A 19107-nucleotide genomic window follows, 5' to 3' on the forward strand; every position below is an offset into this window, starting at 1 on the left:
ATAGCATATGGAAAGCACATCTTTAGGAATAGGCGGGGCACTGATATTTTTTATAATCGCCTTATTCTTCTTCGTCATTGGCCTGATCGTATTCAGCAATTTCAGAAGACTCGGCAAGATACTTAACAGGGCTCATGAAATGACAGGCGTCACCAAGGGAACCATCAGCGAGGTGGTCACTGTACGCCGCAGGAACCGGTCCTTCCGCTGGAAAAATGAATATCCAGTCATTTCCTATCAGGTAAATGGAAAGGCCTATACGACCCGGCTGGAATTCGCAGAAAAAAGAAGGGGCAAATATGAATTAGGCGGCAGCTATACTGTCCGCTACATACCGTCTGATCCGGACTGCTGCGTGGTAGATGAATTCAGAAAGGCAATGCAGAGAAGCCGCACATCAAGCCTTATCGGCGCTGTGATCCTGTTCATATTTACCTTTAATACATTGATAAGCGGAGTGTCGTTCTTATTTTTCGGTTAATGGATGAGGAAAAAGAGAGAAGCCGTGCCATTTTATTTTGAGATGGCACGGCTTTTAGATATCATGATCTGCTACCATATCCGGATCAGCGAAGGGGGCTTTTCTGTCGGATATTACAGGAGATGATATTTCTTTTTAAGAACATTTTCTGCATAGGCAGGGAAGAGGGCATAGGTGAGCACATCCTCATCACATCTGGCAAAGGCGGCGCTTTTTTCTTTAGCCTCCTCCCAGCCGGGAGCCAGCAGGCTTCCCGGACGCTCTGTGATGGCAGGCTGGCCCTTCAGCACCTCTGCCTTCAGCTCCTCTGAGATCGGTCCTGCAGGACGGCCGTAGGATCCACGGATATAGTTACGGCACTCATTGGAAATGATCTTGTACCGCTGTCCGGTGCAGAGGTTCATCATGGCCTGGGCGCCGATCATCTGGGAAAAGGGAGTAGCCATGGGCGGATAACCGAAATCGCGGCTCACACGGGCCACCTCCTCAAAAAGCTCCTCCATCCGGCTTTCTGCATTCATCTGCTTGAGCTGCAGCTCCAGATTGGAGAGCATTCCACCGGGGATCTTGTGCTTCAGCACGCCTACATTTACGCCTGCAAACTTGCTCTCATATTCCTTATACTTTTCCCTGAGCGCAAGAAAATGATCATTGATCTTTCCCAGCAGGTCCAGATCTAAGCCTGTATCAAGAGGGGTGTTCTGGAGGGCAGCCACAAAGCTTTCGGCAGCGGGGTGGGAGGTGCCTCTGGCCAGAGCGGAGACGTCACAGTTGATGGCATCCGCCCCTGCACGGATGGCCTCCCAATAGCCCAGATCTGCCATTCCTCCTGTGCTGTGCGCCTGATAGTAGACAGGAATCTTCAGCGCTGCCTTAAGGGCCCGGATCGTTTCTCCTGTTTTGAGAGGGCTGATCATTCCGGCCATATCCTCCAGCTCAACTGCGTAAACTCCCAGCTTTTCATACTCCCTCGCAATCTCCACAAATTTCTCTGTGGTGTGCACCGGGCTGAGCATAAAGGGGATGGACGCAATGGCCTTCTTACCGCAGCTCAGAGCAGTCTGGACAGCGACCTCCGTATTGCGGACATCATTCAGGCCATCCATGACCATAAAGTAGTCAATCCCGTTTCGGGCTGCGCATTCCACAAATTTGACAACAATATCATCGGGATAGTGGTGGCAGCCCACCAGATTCTGGCCCCGCAGCAGCATGCGCAGCGGGGTCTTTTTGCACCGCTGTTTTACAGCCCTTAAACGCTCCCAGGGATCTTCTTCCAGGAAACGGAGGGCAACCTCAAAGGTCGCGCCGCCCCACATCTCGATACATTCATAACCGACCTCATCCATCAGGGGCAGTACCGGCAAAATGTCCTCTGTGCGCAGCCTTGTTCCCAAAAGGGACTGCTGTCCATCCCGCAGTTCCAGACTCACTACCCACAGCTTTTTTCTGGGAGCGCCGGGATCAAGGGGGCTTTTGATGGATGGAGCATGCCGTTTAGAAAATAGCATTGGAAACCTCCTTTGCTTCCATATGGGCCTTTATGGTAGTGATAAACATTTTGGTAAACTCACTGGGAGCCAAGTTCAGGGCACTGTGGACCTGTTTTGCGACAGCCTCCACATCATCGGCTCCCAGAGAACCGACAGCCTCCATTGTCAGGCAGTGGATGTGCCTTACATAGGCAATGGCATCATCCAGCACCTGCCGGACTTCCTCCTCACCGTAATGGGGATCGTCCCAGGACATCAGAAGGACCTTTACCCCAGGGATATCTCTCAGCCGGTACAGAGTGTCCAGCTGAGCCTGCACATTATCGTAGACTGGCATGCTGCCCGGAACAGGAATACTGTCAGCCGAGAGCAGTACGCCATCCTCAGGGTGGAAGTAGACCAGCTGTCCCTGATCATGACCCGGAGCAGCATAGGCTTTCAGGCTTCCATCGCCCAGGCTGATCACATCTCCAGGCACAAGCTGGTGGTCCACCTTGACAGATCCCTCCACAAATTCATAAAATCTGGGAACGGGACGTTTTTCAAACTGCAGGTCAATGTTCTCGATCCACTCCACACTGCCTTTTGACGCGGCCACAGGGCAGCCGCACAGCTCCTTCAGGCTCTTTAATGCGCCCGTGTGATCGGAGTGGGAGTGCGTGATCAAAATCTCGCCGATATCCGATGGTCTCAGTCCTGTTTCAGCCATAAAATCCAATACCTCCGGCAGGAGAGGCTTGGTCGCAGCATCGATCAGGCAGTTTTTTTCCGTGCCTTTTACCAGAAAAACGAAGGCATGCCGTTTGAGGAGTCCAAAGGGCGTGTTAGCCGTGAATTCCATTTTTTTTGAGAAAACATGTTCTGTGATCTGCATAAATGCCTCCTTAACCAAACATTACTTTTGCCATCGGATAGCCAATAACAGCCATGATGAGCAGGCACCACAGCATGACGGCAACGCCGCAGCGGAAGATCATTTTGGGCTTTGCCCAATCATCACTGTAAATGATAGTGATAGCGGGGAATGCAGAGGGTACTGCAAATGCCATCTGACCGGATATGATGATGAGCAGGGCAACAGACAGGGAATTCAGATTCAATGCAGGTGCCAGCGGGATACAGACATTGAGCATCATCATAACCACAGGAATATTGTTGAATATGTTCGTCAGCAGGACAATAACCATCATAATGACCAGCATGATCAGGTATTTTGATGTGCCTCCATTGATAAAGGGACCCATAACTCCAATGATCGTGGCATTAAAACCTGTAGTTGCCTCCGCCAGGCCGTTTCCGAGCATAAACAGCGCTGCTAACAGGACGATCATACTCCATGCCACACCGCCCCGCATTCCCTTTTCAAAAGGCATTAAGGGCTGTCCATTTACCCGGATGGCAGACAGGAGCACGACGCCGACAATAGCAGGCGTCAGGGTAGTGATCTGGCTGAAGAATGCAGTGAGAGGCGATGCAGGGATAAATACCTTCAAAAAGCCATCTAACAGCCAGCAGGCAAAAACGGCTAAAGAGACCGTGACTGTCAGCACCTCACGAAGGCTCATAGGCTCCGCTTTATCAGACACCAGGCTGCCTAGGTCGGCATTGTTGAGCTTTGTCATATCAGGCTTTACGATGAAACGGATAATGAGCAGCATGCCAATAAAGCAGATAATGCCTACGGGAATGCCAAGAGCCATATATGTAACAAAATTGATCGGGGTTCCGGTTATCTTCTGGTATACACCGAGGCCAAGAATAGGAAGGGGGTGGGAGATCGGAGTCATGCCAAAGGCGATACAGATGCTGAATGCGATTCCGGTGACGACCATGGCAGGGTAGTTCTCACCCTTCTTCATATCCAGCTTTTCAAAAATCGCCTTTGTAAAGCCCAGGGAGAAGAGGAGAGAGGCTGTCGGGTCAAACCACAGGCCGATGAACAGGGCAATGAACAGCAGCATATAGGTGAATGCCCATGGATCCTTGCGTGCGATCTTCCGGCGCAGGAACCAGTTTGCCAGCCGGTTCATAAAGCCGACCTCGCTCAATGCAAAGGTGATAAACAGGCTGGCGACCACAAAGATAATGATATTGTAGCCCCAGGAAAGTTCAACTGCGCGGTAAAGCGGATTCAGGGCAGTTTCCGGATAAATGTCCATGATAAGGAAAGACATCCCGACTACAGCCAGAACACTGGGCCAGGCCAGCTCATTGATCACGCAGAAATAGATGACCATAATAAACAGGCCCAACAGCTTCATACCGGCAACGGTAAGCTGCCCGAAGGGCGGCAGGATCCAAAACAATACGGCAATGACCAGGCCGATGAGAGACTTTAATAAATAGTTGGAATTCTTCGGTTTTTCTGTTGTTTGGTTCAACATGTTAATACCTCCACTATTGTATAAGATTATATTTCTGAATCGCTGTTTATCTCTTTATCCAGAGAGTTCACAAGCTTTGTAAGCTGACGCCGCAGCTCATATTTTTCTTCCAATGTCAGGGCTGCAAACAGGTCGTCAGCAGCGTCCTTTCTGGCAGCCTCAGCATCTTTTGCAGCAGTCAAACCGGCCTCTGTCAGCATAACGTCGATATTGCGCTTATCATTGGCATTCTTTTCACGCCGTATCAAGCCTGCACGCTCCATGCTTTCCAGCTGCTCGCTCATGGTAGCCGGACGCCGCTTTGTGATATCTGCCAGCTGCCGTTGGGTCAGTGTTCCCTGCTCCTTTAACTGGATCAGGATCAATCCCTGTCCTTGATAATGTCCCACGCGTCGAAGCTGAAGGTTAGAAAACTGACGGAACAACTGGAAAATCGCCGCATTCAGATCACTGGGCTCATGCATATATAAATCCTCCTGTCTTTTAAAATTGTTAGGTACCTTATGAATTTGATTATAGGGAATATTTACAGAAATGTCAAGGTACCTAACGATTTTTTCGTAGGGATTATGAACAAAGTAAAATGGGTTATGGGACATGATAATTAGAAATAACTAGAATCATCAAATAATGTTTTGATCAGGTGGATGAAACTTTTGCTTTCATAATGGAATTTGATGATCTTGCACTTGCCGTACATGGATAGGAATCTGAATCTGCATATGAATCAACCCAGGATAGCAGGTCATGCCAGGAAAAAGGACAATAAAAGCTTGCACATAAAATTTCTCCATGGTATAGTTTTTATGAAAATATGTTAGAAATCGAGGTTTTATAACGGCGCAGATGGAAGATAGTGCTACATTTCCAACTATTCGCGAAAGTCTAGTAATCATAAAGACATATCACCCACAGCCTTCACAATTTTTTCATGAACAGAATCCAAACTCATAATTTCCGCCTCATATCTAACTAAACGCTCGTGAATATCTATTTGTGTTGCATCAAATATACGCTTATCCCGCGTATGACGGGCTTTGAGATATTCCAAACGCCCCACAACCAGCAGATCTATATAAAGTAATTCTCTCCGCTCAAACATAAAAGCACCTCCACAACGTAGGTATTCCACGTAATGACGATCCGCGACCACTAAAGACCTGGCACTGAAAGCGAACAAGGAAATGGGATATCGCTGGCCGTATTAAATTGCCACACGGCCAGCGTTAAACAGTGAACGATAGATTGTAAAAAGCAGGAAGACTCCAGCAAATAAGATCAGAAGCCCACTATACACAGAATCGCTATGAAGCATAGGATAGTCCCCGAGATCGCTATAAACAATATAATTCCCAGCCGATAGAGTAAAGGAACCTTCGGAGCCAGAAGTCCAAGAATAATACCGAGAATCATAAGCAACATACTGCGCGTCACCAGCGGAGAAAGTAGAACCATCTAATTCCATCTCCTTTGCATACACTAAACGATAGCCATATTGTCCATTGCGAAAAAGAACATAATGAACATTTCCAAGCTTCGGAACGACATCCGACATATAAGTAATCACTGTAGACGAAATGGACGAATCATAAGGCGTATAAGAGCTATAAAGCACAGGCGCATTTACAGTTATTGATGCTTCCCTAGCCGTTCTAGCCGTTCCAGCAGTCTTTGTACGTTCAGCATTAGAAGGACTAGCATAGCGAGCATTAGAGCCAGTAGCAATATCATAATCTTCAGCTTCCACATCATCATATTCCTCCTCTTCTTCCTCTTCCTCATAATCTTCAGACAGCTGCGGATACATGAGCGCCATTATCTCCTGATAGGTATCAAAATCCATTTCATCATCCGGAAGATACGAAAGCCAACCATTTACATTAGCCTGCGGATTTTCAGAATATCCCTCAGGAGCAAGAAAATCCTCCTCAGTGAGCGTGTACTCAGCCGCATAGCACGGTACAGCGTATAGAGAATACAGAACCAGACACAATAATACAGCATACCATTTCCTCCTCATAAACGAACATCTCCTCTAAAGGCCATCCCCAGGAACAATGTGACTATGCGCTGCCCCAACGCAAAGACGATTGCATAAGGCATAGCCTCACGAATCACATCGGCGAATAATTCAATAGCTACCTGCATCCACTCACCCCCAATCTTGACGGTAACGGTTCATTACCGCATAAGTATCATAACTATCGTACAGCTCCGGCGAGTGGAACCAGAAAAACCGCTTAATGCTGTCAGCCACAACCTCACCGTCAACCTCCCGGGCATTTTTGGCATCGATCAGTGCATTGACCTGGACACAGCGCAGGAGAGTGCGGCAGGCCACAGCGTAGCGGAACTGCTCACGAAACGGCTTCGCGATCCTGGAGAACACCTGCGAAGTCCCAACAATGTGCTTCCGCTGCTTACGCTGCTGGGAAACAACAGTGAAGATGTTACTGTCCATCTTCTTACTTTCCAGGCTGTTAAATTCCAGATGAATCTCATCGATCAGGTAGATCACCCCGGCATAGCCGTTATTGATATCCGTAAAGCAATGAACGCCATCCCAAGGATATACCTCAATCCCTTCTGGAAGCTTCAAATCCATGTTACTACACACTTTAACCGACGGATACAGGGCGCAGAGCTTCTGGACATACTGAACAGCACTGATCGTCTTACCAGCTCCCTGCATCCCACAAAAGACAATGATACCTTCCGGATCAAAATACTCCGGGTGCCGCTTACGGAACTCTTTGTTATATTTCCAGACTCTGAAAATGTTACCAATGTCCAATGAACCCATATACCATTTAAAAGACATAGAACCTCCAAACAATTCAGACAATTTCACCTTCAGGAAGCCCGATCAGACCCGCTGCAGAAATAATTGTCAGATAATAAAAAAAGGAGGGCGGAAGATCCGCCCCCCAACCGAGGGTTACATGGAGACTTTACCCTTACGGAAAGCAGACATAAGAGTACGAACCGCTTTGCGACCGCCCCACCACATGAACACCAGACCAATGCCAGCTGCGATCGCAGTAGCAATAACACCTACCACTGTAGATACACTAATCTGCCCAGTCATTGCTTCAATAATCGGCGCCCAATCGGAAGATGTGACAACCGTGGTGCCATCTACGGCAAGCGCCGGGAAGGCCGAAACAACGGCTAACCCCGATGCGATCGGGATGGCCCCATACCGTTTAATGGAGTCATAAAATTTCATAATCTCACCTCTTTTCTAATTGATAGCCCGTAAGGCCACCTTACCCGATACAGGATTATAATCCAACTCCGCGATCACATCGGAGTAAGGCACTAAAGAAGAATATTTACCATACATTTCCGCATTTATGTAACAACGGAGGGAATCCAGACCCTGACCGAGACCAAGAACATAAAATGTCTGGGCAGGATCCTTAAAACCATTACGCTTTTCAACACCTAGAAACTTAAACTCACCACTTACAACCATAGTATAAACCTCCATTTCTCTAAACCCTTATAATTTGTTGCAATTTACTTTTGACGGGGCATATGCTAAAATGTAAGCACCACCAAACACCTTACATATGCCCTCATTGAAAGTGCATGCACTTTCATGCACTCAGCATACCACATAAGTGCATGCACTGTCAAGCACCAAGAAAGGAAAAACATGCCGAGCAAAAAACCGTATATTCAAATCAGATCAGACGAAAGCACTATTAAAAAATTCTCTAATATAGCAACTCTGGAATGCCGAAGCATGAGCAGCTTAGGCGAATATATAGTCAAACAATACATTCAAACTTATGAAGCCGAACACGGCCCGATCACAATAGAAGAGGAGCAGTAGCAGCTGCTCCTCTTCCGCCAAAATCTCACATTGAAAGGAGGTGAGACTATGGCATTTATTAAATCCTTTTTTGATGGCATCGCCATTGCCATCCATGCCATACTAACAGTCGTTGATATAGCAGCCACACTCATAAAGGATTTAATCTAACTCTTGCTGTCCCAGCCATATAGGTTACAGTACAATGGTTCACGGGTAAAAGTACAAAATATAGGGTTTACCGCTGGGACAACTTGACAAATGCCAATTTATAAACTACACTTATATCAAACCTCATATAAATTAACTGATTGAGTCATATTCCCATAACAAACTTCTGAAATCTTTTTGAATCTGGATACCTCATCCAATTCACTGGAAAGTATGAAGCGGTCTGTTTGGTCCATCATATAAACCTCTTCCACAGGTTTTAATAAGTTACGTGAACACCAATAACGTTTCTTTCCATACAGGCCTGATAACATATCCTTCGTGATATACTTTGTTATGTAGGATGTGACTCTTTCCATATACTTGACCTTCGTTGCAGTCATCCATCCCAAATTATACCTGCCAATCTTATATATCTTTTCTTCCGTCCGTACAAACTTCGGACGGCCTAACGTACAAACCCGCTTAATAACATAACGACCAGACCATACAATCTCACGATCAGAAAGACCAGAGAACAAGCCATGAAAATGCCAAGCACCATCTTTGTGCTGTTCCGGCACAACCAGATAAGAAAGAGCAGGAGAGGAACGCCTTAAATGATTCAACCACTTACTTAACTTCTTTGTACATTCATTATAATCATATCTATTCACTCTATGTTGACTGAAAGTGAACGTCACAAACCATTCCCATACATTTGACTTTGAATAATCGTATATCCTTTTCTTAGTTCGCTTAAGCGAAACTTCTGTGATGTGTTCAAAATGTTTTCCTATATCATCCTCAATCTCTCTTGTATATTCATGATCAAAAGGATTACGATAACGTTCCTTCCGAAAGTATCCCTGATAGATAACAGGCTTACGATAAATCCTGAACTGCCTTGTTAAATCTGGATAGGTAATAACTTTTACATTATAAGGTTCCAAAAAATCACCTCCATTTTTCAAAATTGGGTGTTAAGTGTTTATACTGTCAAGTAATGGCCCCGGCCCCGCGCCGCTGGCGCCGGGGCACGGAGCCATGCCATTCACTCAATCCCAAGAAAAGGTATCTTACGCAGAACATACATAACAAGCTTGTACACCTTCTCAAAATTCGAGACCACCAGCACGAACGGCAGCATAATCTTCACTAACGACATATTAAAGAACAGATACAGGAAGCCGATCCCAGATTCCATATATTGAAAAAGCTGATTGATAACTGTCTCCACCTCCGCAGGCAACTGCGGAAGATTTATCCAACCAAATATCAGCTTAAGAGCAGAAGAGAAGAGGTTAAACACACTCTCTAAAATCAATTCCTCATCACCTCATTCCATTTAGTTTCACACAGATGCACAAAGGCCATAATAAGATAGATGCTGGAAACAGTCCTGATCGCAACCAATAAGAACGAAAAATTAGTATTTAAAAATTCTGTCAAATTAAATGACATATCAGGCCAGAGCTGATTTTCCATGATAGAGAAGGATGGGAGAGTAAGCACACAATCCACTTCTGACGAATTAAGAAAGAGATCCACCAGCTCCACCAGCAGATCAATGGGAAAGGAGAGAAACCCAAATCGATCGCTGAACCAGTTATAAAGATCATCAAAATAATTCTTAAAATATTCATCCGAAGGAATAAAAAGAGACTTCAAACCCTCAATGATAAAATTTCCATGTTTCTCAATAGCCCCTGTAACTTTATCCGTATTCGCATTATCATTTTCAATCTGTTCATCCACCTTTTCCAGATCTTCCTGATGGTGACTATTCATCTTGTTGTATAGATTCGTGAACTCGCCAGCCAGCTGATCCCAAAAGGAGCTGATCTGCATAATAATATACTGAATCTGTTCCCTAATAGTTTCTATGATGGTTTCCTGACCCTCAACGATGGCAGCTGTATTATCTGCGATTTCACTTGAACTAACGGAGCCGGAATCATTGGATACATTACCAGTTGTAGGAGTGGTAAGAGCGGACGAACTGTTAGTAGGCTTGAAGCTCCATGTAATATAACCGCCATAAGGTAACTTTAAATCCTGTGAAGGTACTACACGGAAAAATAAGTAATTTGCACCAGATAAATTAACCACTTTTGAAGCAGTAAAATCACCAGAGGACTGGGAAAATGAATCATAAAGAGCATTTAAACCGACTGATTCAGCGTTCCTTATATCCTTCCCAACAAAGGCAGATGAATTAGAGGAATAAGTAAAACCACCTGTATTACTACTAAAATGTAACTGAACTAAATATGTACCAGACGGAGGGAGAGCACGAGAAGGAACAAAAAAATCAATTACATTATTACGGACTGCATCATCTAAAACAGGAATGCTAAAGTAACCATTGCTATCACAATATTTACGATATTTACGTCGAGTATTGGAACTATCATAGTAGTCAAACTGAACATAAAGCTGTGAGTAATCAGAAACCGTACCATTAGAGACAGAATCAACATCACCGTCCCCATCTGACATCAGCATAGGAATGTCAGCGGAATAAAAATCATCCATCGATTCCATAAAATCGTCATATACAGCATTGCTGGACGTTGCCATGTAGGAAGCTTCCGAGGGCGTAGCCTGCGCAAAGGAAGTAACAGGAAGAGCAACCGCCAGGAGGACAGCTAAGAGCAAGGAAACTGACCTGTGAAATAATTTCTTGATTTTCATCACCTCCAAACGTATAATAAAAACAGCCAATAAATATAGAAATCGAGGTTTTATAACGGCGCAGAGGGAAGATAGTGCTACATTTCCAACTATTCGCGAAAGTCTAGTTTAACGAATAGTTATGGCCAGTTTTATCTTTGTTACGCCCTAATTTTACATATGCCCAATTTATCCTACCACGAACAAAAAGACAAAGAAAATATCCTGAAATTAAGAAACCTTATCCGTGACCTTCCGCCTTTCTGCGGGGACTTCTTCCGTGGGATTGAGCCCAGGACTTCCTCCAGGACGCGGATCGCTTATGCGTATGACCTTCATGTTTTTTTTGATTTTCTGAAAAAGGAAAATCCTGTTTTGCATAAACTGGATATAAAGGAAATCACCTTAGACCATCTGGATCAGCTCTCTGTGACTGATTTTGAAGAATATATGGAATATTTGAAATACCGGTTTAATGATAAGAATCAGGAGGTCATGAACAAAGAACGAGGGATCATGAGGAAGATCTGTTCTTTGAAGAGCTTCTATAACTACTACTACCGCAGCGAGCGGATCAAGAATAATCCTGCTGCCCTGGTCACTCTTCCAAAGCTTCATGAGAAAGAGATCATCCGTCTGGACGTGGACGAGGTAGCCCTTTTGCTGGATGAGGTGGAGGCAGGGGAAAACCTGACGGAAAAGCAAAAGGCCTTTCATAAGAAAACAAAGACGCGGGATCTGGCTCTCTTGACGCTGCTGTTGGGAACCGGTATCCGTGTATCGGAATGTGTTGGAATTAATATTTCTGACATTGACTTTAAAAATGGCGGGATCCGGATCTACCGCAAAGGCGGCAAGGAGGTAACAGTCTATTTCGGAACGGAGGTGGAGGATGCCCTTCTGGATTATCTGGAGGAGCGCGACCAGATCCTTCCGGAGAAAGGCAGCGAGGACGCACTCTTCCTCTCCCTTCAGCGCAAACGGATCTCTGTGCGCAGCGTGGAGAATCTGGTCAAAAAATATGCCCGGCCTGTGGCCCCTTTAAAGCCTATCACGCCGCATAAGCTCCGCAGCACCTACGGCACAAACCTTTACCGTGAGACAGGCGACATCTATCTGGTCGCAGATGTGCTGGGACATTCCGATGTCAACACCACCAAACGCCACTATGCGGCTCTGGAGGACGAGCGGCGCCGCAGCGCACGCAACAAGGTGAAGCTGCGTGAGCATGAGTACAAAGAATAGGCAGTAAACCTTCTGGACACAGGAAATGAATATACACAAAAAGGATGACTCTTATGGATATCACATTAAATCTTGTACTCCGCGAGCTGGCTCCCTTTTTATCGGACACATTTCCGGAGAATACGGCAAGCAAAACATTTAAGCATATTGCCTTTCTCACCGGGCAGTCACAAATGGACGCTTCTACCCTCTACCTTTCCGCCTGCTGTCCGTTCATGCCGGAGTATCCGGAGCCAAAGGGTGATGTCTATGTGATATGCCCCAAAGCCGTGGAGGATGGCCGGATAGAGGGATCACCAGGCCTTCATCTGATCTGGCTCTCTGAAAATGCAGATCTGCTGGAGGTCTCTAATCTTCTGCAGGAGCTAAAACACCTCTTGTTTCAATGGGACGCTGACTTAAAGGTGGCTGTCCTGTCCCGCTGCAGCCTTCAGGAGCTTTTGGATATCAGCGAGCCATTTTTTACGAATCCTATTTTTTTGACAACACGTTCCCTGCAGATCGCCGCCTCCACAAAAAATATCCCTATCCCCCATCCCGACCTGGAGTTCGCCGTAAAACACAAATATTTTCCGGAGGAAATGATACATGAGATCGTTTCTAAGAAATTCCTTCAGGAATCGGAAAGCCACAACGAGCTCTCTTTTTCCTATCTTCCCAATCACGTTGGCTGCCCCCTCATTGTCAAGCGCTTTGAGGAGAATGCCATACAGCTGAACACCATCTGCCTTTATGGCTTAAATCAGCCGCCTTCGTTGTCTGATTTTGATCTGCTGGGATTTTTGAGCGATGTCATATTCCAATATGCCTGTGAGCCGCCGGAAACCCTGCCTCCGGCCTCTAATCAAAGCAGGACCTATTACTTTCTGATCGATATTATTGAAGAAAAGATCACGGAACAGGATATCCTGTCAAGCGCTGCCTTTTTCGACATTGATGCAAATGCAGCCTTCCAGCTCTATATCCTGTTTTTCCGCCACTATATTGAATCCCATGCCCAGTACATGCTCCAACTGTTAAAAGCAGCTATTCCTGAGGCAAGGATCTTCTTTTACCATGATAAAATCCTGCTGCTGAGCCAGATAAAGGCCGGCAGGCAGGATTCCGATCAGAAATGGCTCCTGCAGCAGCTAAGGCAGCTTCTGCATTACAATGATGTCTATTGTGGCTTCAGTGACATTTTCACGGATATTGTCAATCTGAAGGACGCCTATATCAAGGCGGAAACAGCTGCCCAGCTGGGAAAAAAGCTGCATCCGGAGCAGAATCTATACAGCTACAGGGATTATTATACCTATCATCTTCTGACCTGCGCTTCCAAAGAGATCAACTACAAAATGCTTTATTTCCAGCAGGTCAACCGGATCATAGAGTATGATAAGGCCCATGGATCCGACAACATGGAGCTTTTAGAATATTACTTAAACTGTGACAGGAATATCACAAAGGTTTCCAAACATATGCATCTGCACCGCAACAGCGTCCTCTACCGTATCAACAAGATCGAGGAGCTGTTGGGGCTTTCCCTGGATGATCCTGAGATCAGGCTGACCCTTTTGATCTCCTTTAAGGCCCTTCATCTGCTGGCAGCAGAGCAGGCTCCGGAATCTTAAGAGTAACTGTTAATCTGGTTCACTGCCATTTCACAGGCTCCGTTGATCTCAGCCTTCACAGGCTCACCGTTACAGACGCGCACCATATATTCCAGCATTTCCCGGCTCAGCTCATCAAAGGACTTTTTGCCGCTTAAGCTCTCGCTGGTGTCCAGATCAATGAAATCGGCAAACCGTATGGCAGCCTCATGGTTGCCGGTGATCTTCACCACCGGGGCAATGGGATTTCCAATGGGGTTTCCTCTTCCGGTGGTAAATGCTACAAGCTGGGCACCGCTGGCAACCAGCGCTACGGTGTTGACCACGTCAAATGCCGCTGCATTGATAAAATACAGGCCCTTTCCCTCTATGAGCTCCCCATATTCATAGCAGCCGTCAAAGGGCCTGCTGCCGCTTTTGTGGATACAGCCAAGGGACTTTTCCGATAAGGTGGTGATCCCGCCGGCAATATTGCCAGGAGAAGGATTGCCTGCACGGATGTCCTCGCCGGACTCCTCATACCGGTCTCTCTCCCATTTTACAATGGCATCATAGATCTGCTGTCCGATCTCAGGCGTTCTTCCCCTCTCTCTTAAAATATGCTCTGCTCCGATGGCCTCTGCTGTCTCACTCATGGCAGCTGTGCCGTTTGCATCGATCAGGTAGTCCGTCACCTTGCCCAGCACAGTGTTACAGGAAAGACCGGAGGTGGGGTCAGAGCCGCCGCATTCCAGGCCTAAAAACAGCTCCGATATATCTACCTCTTCCCTCCGGCACTTATCAGCCTCCTGCCGCAGCTTCTCTGCAATGGCCTTTCCTGCCTTCACGGTATTTGCAATGCCGCCCTCCTCCTGGATGCTGATATAGTATACGGGCTTCCCTGTTTTTTTCTTAATGGCCTCCAGATATTCCTCCTTCTGGATCGTCTCACAGCCCAGTCCTACGATCAGGGCTCCGTATACATTTCCATTGGCGATCATCCCGGACAGCACGTCCAGTGTGGTCCTCTTGTCCTTCTGATTCTGGCCGCAGCCCACCTGATTATATAAAAATGTAGTTCCTTCTGTTTCCTGGACGATCTTCTTCGCTGCCACCTCTGCGCACAGGACCCCAGGCATGACGACTACGTGATTCCGGATCCCTACACGGCCGTCCATTCTCTTATAGGCATTTATCTTCATCTCTGTCTACCTCCTTCAGTGTACCCGGTCGCTTACATTGTGGGCATGTACATAGCCGCCCAGACAGATATCCTCTGTTGCATGTCCGATCACTTCCCCGTATTTATGGACATTTTCTCCACACTTGATATCCCTGACTGCTGCCTTGTGATATTTGGGAATATCATCTGCAGCCTGGATGGTGATCTCCTCACTGTCCTGCACATAGGTAATATCCCCGCCTTTACAGACAGTCTCTGCCACAGTTACGACATCGTCCTTTGGTTGTATCAAAAAAGCATTGATCATGGTATGTCCCCCAATCTGATTTGATAGTATTATCATATCCCTTGCGGATGCCTGTTTCAACGTTGAATCAAACGATTTTCCCTGAAAAATCCCGTCTGTTTACTGGACATTTTATCCAGTACCTCGTGCCTCTTTTTCTGTCTGAAATCGTAGCATATTCCGATGATTTTTCTGACTGCCGGTTATATAATAAATGGAAAAAGGGGTTGCTTTCGCAACATGATTCCGTATATAAGGAGGGGTACCATGCAGTTTATTGAATTTCCAAAAATGAATCTCAAGGTCGAGGGTATGGAGCAGGTTCATATTCCGCGTATGATGAAGATCCGGCAGATCTATGATAAGACGAAGATCGAAGATATCCCCGGATGGATCACCAGCCAGATGGAACAGAACCTAAAAGATCCGTCACAATACCGCGGAAAGCGGCTCTGTATCACAGCCGGAAGCCGCGGGATCCCCCATCTCGATGTCATTATCCGCACAATTGTTGACAAATTAAAATCATGGGGAGCAGAGCCTTTTATCATCCCTGCTATGGGCAGCCATGGAGGCGGTACTGCCGAAGGACAGGCAGAAATGCTGGCAGGCTTCAACATCACAGAGGAAACCATGGGCGTTCCCATCCTGTCCTCCATGGAGGTGGTGCAGATCGGAGGCCTGGCTGACGGCACACCTGTTTACTGCGATAAATATGCAGCGGAATCAGACGGTATCATTGTATTAAACAAGGTAAAGCCCCACACGGATTTCCGCGGAAAGCATGAAAGCGGCATGGCAAAAATGATGGCCATCGGCCTGGCAAAGCACAAGGGCGCCTCAATGTTCCACATGAAGGGCTTCCCTACTTTTGCAGAGCGCATTCCACAGGTCTGTGATGTGTTCCTTGCAAATGCTCCTGTAGCATTTGGAGTCGGCATTGTGCAGAATGCCTATGATGAGATCAGTGAGATCGAGGTGATGGAAAAGGAGCATCTCCTTGAAAAGGATGCCGAGCTTCTTGAGATTGCCAAATCAAAGGTTCCCACCTTTAAGTTCCCTAAGATCGATGTTCTTGTCATTGACGAGATCGGTAAAAATGTCAGCGGAAACGGTCATGATCCCAACATTACCGGAAGGAGCAATTCTGATGGCTTCCGGGATGTGATCGATATCCAGAAGGTATTTGTCCGCGGCCTAAACAAGGAAACCCATCACAATGCCTGCGGCCTGGGAACTGCCGATATCACCACCCGCCGCTGTTTAAACAGTGTTGACTTTGAGGCGACCTGGGTCAATGTTATTACCTCCACAAGGCTTATGGGCGGAGTGATCCCTATCTATATGGAAAATGACAGGGAGGCCCTTTTGATCGCCATCCGTACCTGCACCGGTGCAGATTTCTCCTTTGACAAGGTAAAGGTGGTGCGGATCAAGGATACCCTACATATGGATGAAATTGAAGTTTCCGAGAGCTATTATGAAGAATTAAAGGACAATCCAGAGGTTGAGATCATCAGTGAGCCCTATGATATGGAATTTGACAAGGAAGGCTTTATGATCTGATCTTGATAAACTGCCATGACCGGATATTCACCCGCGTAACAGCAGTGCCGCAGTATTCGCAGAAGGCCTCGCCCAGCCTGGTAACGGGTGCACCGCACTGGGGACAGGTAAGTCCCACGGCTGCGCCCTCTCCTGCTGCCTTGTTCTCATCCTGGACATACTGGAGCTCCATATTGTACCGGGACTGTTCCAAATATTCTTTAGAGCCTGACAGGATCTGCCCATTCCTTCTCTTATAGTGCAGATATTGCACGGAGGTTTGTATGGTAATGGTGCAGGTCCCTTTTTCCTTTGTATACCCAAGGATCTCTGTCCGGTGTATCTTTATGTCCTGAAACAGCTCCTCTATCTCCTGGGACTTTAGGTCAGAGATCCAAAGCCTTGCCTGGTCCAAAATCTCAGAGGATGCACCATTCAGAAGAGACAGCTCCTGGCTGCTCACAGCCTTTAAAAAGGACGCAAGAAGGTTCTGGGACCTTGCCCGGAATTCCGGCCAGTCAAATTCCGGGAAATCCTTTTTTATCTGTGGGAGGTAGACGCTTGTCATGCCGGATACGGAACGCGGAGTGAGGGATTCCTCCAGCCTGCGTTTTCTCATTCCTTCCTCCCAGTCCTCTGTTCCGAACAGAGCCTTTGAGACGCGCCGTGCGGTCCTCTTCACCTTCCAGTAAATAAAAAAGCCTCCCGCAAGCACCAGGAGTAATATGCCAGCGAATAGGTAACTGCTCATCCGCACTCTCCTCTCCCCTTTGTCCGTTTGTAACAGTTCAATCGGCTGCCAGCCGCCCTCCCGGCAGCCGACTGAACTGTTACGTCCGTTTTCTTTTATTGTAAACGAAAGCCTCCTGGCTGGCAACCAAAACAAACTTAAGTTTCCGTATTTTACGCTGTGGCTGCCGGGAAGGACGTCTGAAGCGCTGGCCGTCCTCCCGGCAGCCGCAGTGCAAAAGGCAGAAAAATACCCCGGTCTTTATCACCGGGGCAATTATGACAAGCTATCCTTTTCTGTTACTCAGCCAGTGCCTTTCCTAACGCCTTGCAGGCCTCAAGAGCCTCATCATCAGGAGCTTCCTGGGCGATCACGCCCTCGCCGCCCGGAACAACTGCGCCTGCGTTTACCATGCGCTCTGTCCAGTCACGCATCCACTGGCCGTCTCCCCATCCGTAGGAGCCGAAGAGGCCGATCTTCTTTCCCGCAGCAAATCCTTCAACCTCCATTACGAAGGGCTCCATCTCGCTCTCCTCTAATACCTCTGCTCCCATTGCAGGGCATCCCAGTGCAAAGGCGGAAGCTGCCTTTAAGGCATCTATGGAAGCTCCGGAAACCTCTGTTACGACTGCTTTCTTTCCAGCCTCCTCGATTCCTTGTGCAACTGCCTGTGCCATAGCCTCTGTGTTGCCGGTCTGTGACCAATATACTACCATAATCTCATCCATGTTTGTTTTCCTCCTTTTGTCATTATTTTATATGGATACTAATGATAACAATTTAAAATATTTCTTACTCCCATTCCGCCGGAGAACATCTGTATAACCTTTTCACGAGCCCAGTTATAGCCTGCGAATACTCTCATACACTCCGACAGATCCGAATACACCTTCCAGTAACCGATGTAGAGAAAATTCTTCCCTTCATTCTCGATGAATCCAGATACATCCTTTGTGGGATAGCCTAAGAGCAGACCGATCTCATGAGGGAAATCTGCCTTCTCCTCCATATGGGCTCCGTAACGCAGCGCCACCTTGCGCAGGATCAGCCCCAAGGCCATGCCCTGGTAGCCAAAATGCTCCATGAGCTCCCTCACATCCTTCTGTCTCAAATACCGCTCCAGCTTTTCCCTGCTGTAAAGCAGAAAGGTTACCTTTTCCTCTGATTCATAGAGGAGAAAACAGGAAACCGCAGTATCACGAAACAGCCTTATGACCTCATTTCGATGGGCTTTGCTGACAGTCAGAAGGTTTGATATCTTAAGTCCTGTTAAGAGGGGAGCACATTGAAGCGCTACCTGCGTCTCCAGCTCCCTATGGTTCAGTTCCAGCATCAAGTCCAATGTCTCCCTGCTCATATGCCACCTCAATCAAATATAATCAAAAGTTAGTTTTAACTAACCATATGACATATACTACCAGATTTATCCCATAAAAACAAGTAGGGGCCACTGAAAAACTTTCTCAATAGAAAAGGGCAGGAAAACCTGCCCTCAGACTGTAGACAAAGTCCCGAGCGAGAGCTCGGACTTTTCTACATTTAT

General features: G+C 46.9%; 21 protein-coding genes. 4 read left to right on the forward strand and 17 right to left on the reverse strand.

Translation table 11 applies throughout. The features are described from left to right. Window positions 1-7 precede the first annotated feature (7 nt). Entirely contained in the window at window positions 8-481 is a 474-nt protein-coding gene (locus LIZ87_RS10155) for a DUF3592 domain-containing protein (RefSeq protein WP_178316620.1), read from the forward strand. A 113-nt stretch (window positions 482-594) separates the two neighbouring features. Here LIZ87_RS10155 and LIZ87_RS10160 read toward each other — a convergent pair whose 3' ends face one another. The 12 genes from LIZ87_RS10160 to LIZ87_RS10215 form a co-directional block, all read right to left on the reverse strand. Then, the gene (locus LIZ87_RS10160; protein WP_227146743.1) at window positions 595-1992 is read right to left on the reverse strand and encodes a pyruvate carboxylase subunit B; all 1398 of its coding nucleotides are present in this window, start codon (window positions 1990-1992) and stop codon (window positions 595-597) included. Then, the gene (locus LIZ87_RS10165; protein ID WP_227146745.1) at window positions 1979-2848 is read right to left on the reverse strand and encodes an MBL fold metallo-hydrolase; all 870 of its coding nucleotides are present in this window, start codon (window positions 2846-2848) and stop codon (window positions 1979-1981) included. Before LIZ87_RS10165 ends, LIZ87_RS10160 begins: the two co-directional genes overlap by 14 nt. Before the next feature lie 10 nt (window positions 2849-2858). Next, the gene (locus tag LIZ87_RS10170; RefSeq protein ID WP_227146747.1) at window positions 2859-4358 is read right to left on the reverse strand and encodes an SLC13 family permease; all 1500 of its coding nucleotides are present in this window, start codon (window positions 4356-4358) and stop codon (window positions 2859-2861) included. A 26-nt stretch (window positions 4359-4384) separates the two neighbouring features. Then, entirely contained in the window at window positions 4385-4822 is a 438-nt protein-coding gene (locus LIZ87_RS10175; RefSeq protein WP_178316191.1) for a MarR family winged helix-turn-helix transcriptional regulator, read from the reverse strand. A gap of 428 nt (window positions 4823-5250) precedes the next feature. Continuing rightward, on the reverse strand, window positions 5251-5460 hold the full coding sequence (locus tag LIZ87_RS10180) for a hypothetical protein (RefSeq protein WP_227146749.1): 210 nt from the start codon (window positions 5458-5460) through the stop codon (window positions 5251-5253). Between the two features lie 102 nt (window positions 5461-5562). Continuing rightward, window positions 5563-6378, reverse strand: coding sequence for a hypothetical protein (locus tag LIZ87_RS10185; protein ID WP_227146751.1), 816 nt, complete (start codon window positions 6376-6378; stop codon window positions 5563-5565). Window positions 6379-6510: 132 nt separating this feature from the next. Then, window positions 6511-7179 carry an ATP-binding protein gene (locus tag LIZ87_RS10190; RefSeq protein WP_227146753.1) on the reverse strand — a complete coding sequence of 223 codons (669 nt, stop codon included), beginning with the start codon at window positions 7177-7179 and terminating at the stop codon, window positions 6511-6513. Window positions 7180-7296: 117 nt separating this feature from the next. Next, entirely contained in the window at window positions 7297-7587 is a 291-nt protein-coding gene (locus tag LIZ87_RS10195) for a hypothetical protein (RefSeq protein ID WP_227146755.1), read from the reverse strand. 15 nt (window positions 7588-7602) lie between these two features. Beyond that, window positions 7603-7836 carry a hypothetical protein gene (locus LIZ87_RS10200; protein WP_227146758.1) on the reverse strand — a complete coding sequence of 78 codons (234 nt, stop codon included), beginning with the start codon at window positions 7834-7836 and terminating at the stop codon, window positions 7603-7605. A 629-nt stretch (window positions 7837-8465) separates the two neighbouring features. Continuing rightward, window positions 8466-9281 carry a rolling circle replication-associated protein gene (locus LIZ87_RS10205; RefSeq protein ID WP_227146761.1) on the reverse strand — a complete coding sequence of 272 codons (816 nt, stop codon included), beginning with the start codon at window positions 9279-9281 and terminating at the stop codon, window positions 8466-8468. A gap of 101 nt (window positions 9282-9382) precedes the next feature. Continuing rightward, window positions 9383-9535: a hypothetical protein gene (locus tag LIZ87_RS10210; protein WP_227146764.1), complete on the reverse strand. Its 153-nt coding sequence runs from the start codon at window positions 9533-9535 to the stop codon at window positions 9383-9385. 116 nt (window positions 9536-9651) lie between these two features. Further along, the gene (locus tag LIZ87_RS10215) at window positions 9652-11025 is read right to left on the reverse strand and encodes a hypothetical protein (protein ID WP_227146768.1); all 1374 of its coding nucleotides are present in this window, start codon (window positions 11023-11025) and stop codon (window positions 9652-9654) included. A gap of 159 nt (window positions 11026-11184) precedes the next feature. Here LIZ87_RS10215 and LIZ87_RS10220 point away from each other — a divergent pair, with 159 nt between their 5' ends. Further along, window positions 11185-12249 (forward strand): tyrosine-type recombinase/integrase, encoded by a 1065-nt coding sequence (locus LIZ87_RS10220; RefSeq protein WP_227146771.1) that lies wholly within the window; start codon window positions 11185-11187, stop codon window positions 12247-12249. A gap of 53 nt (window positions 12250-12302) precedes the next feature. Further along, complete coding sequence (locus LIZ87_RS10225) at window positions 12303-13862, forward strand: PucR family transcriptional regulator (protein WP_227146774.1); 1560 nt, start codon at window positions 12303-12305, stop codon at window positions 13860-13862. On the opposite strand, the gene LIZ87_RS10230 is transcribed toward LIZ87_RS10225, so the two are convergent. Both LIZ87_RS10230 and LIZ87_RS10235 read right to left on the reverse strand, forming a co-directional pair. Further along, complete coding sequence (locus tag LIZ87_RS10230; RefSeq protein ID WP_227146776.1) at window positions 13859-15022, reverse strand: UxaA family hydrolase; 1164 nt, start codon at window positions 15020-15022, stop codon at window positions 13859-13861. The genes LIZ87_RS10225 and LIZ87_RS10230 overlap by 4 nt on opposite strands. 15 nt (window positions 15023-15037) lie before the next feature. After that, window positions 15038-15346 carry a UxaA family hydrolase gene (locus tag LIZ87_RS10235; RefSeq protein ID WP_227146779.1) on the reverse strand — a complete coding sequence of 103 codons (309 nt, stop codon included), beginning with the start codon at window positions 15344-15346 and terminating at the stop codon, window positions 15038-15040. Window positions 15347-15556: 210 nt separating this feature from the next. On the opposite strand from LIZ87_RS10235, the gene LIZ87_RS10240 reads away from it, so the two are divergent. Next, window positions 15557-16855, forward strand: coding sequence for a lactate racemase domain-containing protein (locus LIZ87_RS10240; RefSeq protein ID WP_178316029.1), 1299 nt, complete (start codon window positions 15557-15559; stop codon window positions 16853-16855). Here LIZ87_RS10240 and LIZ87_RS10245 read toward each other — a convergent pair. From LIZ87_RS10245 to LIZ87_RS10255, 3 genes are all read right to left on the reverse strand, one after another. Beyond that, entirely contained in the window at window positions 16845-17585 is a 741-nt protein-coding gene (locus LIZ87_RS10245; protein WP_227146782.1) for a zinc ribbon domain-containing protein, read from the reverse strand. The two genes, LIZ87_RS10240 and LIZ87_RS10245, sit on opposite strands and share 11 nt — an antisense overlap. Window positions 17586-17863: 278 nt before the next feature. Then, window positions 17864-18292 (reverse strand): flavodoxin, encoded by a 429-nt coding sequence (locus LIZ87_RS10250; protein WP_178315017.1) that lies wholly within the window; start codon window positions 18290-18292, stop codon window positions 17864-17866. A 38-nt stretch (window positions 18293-18330) separates the two neighbouring features. Continuing rightward, window positions 18331-18921: a DUF3793 family protein gene (locus LIZ87_RS10255; protein ID WP_227146785.1), complete on the reverse strand. Its 591-nt coding sequence runs from the start codon at window positions 18919-18921 to the stop codon at window positions 18331-18333. Window positions 18922-19107: the final 186 nt, after the last annotated feature.

Origin of the sequence: Lacrimispora sp. 210928-DFI.3.58, from assembly GCF_020554865.1 — a bacterium.
Taxonomy (GTDB): domain Bacteria; phylum Bacillota; class Clostridia; order Lachnospirales; family Lachnospiraceae; genus Enterocloster.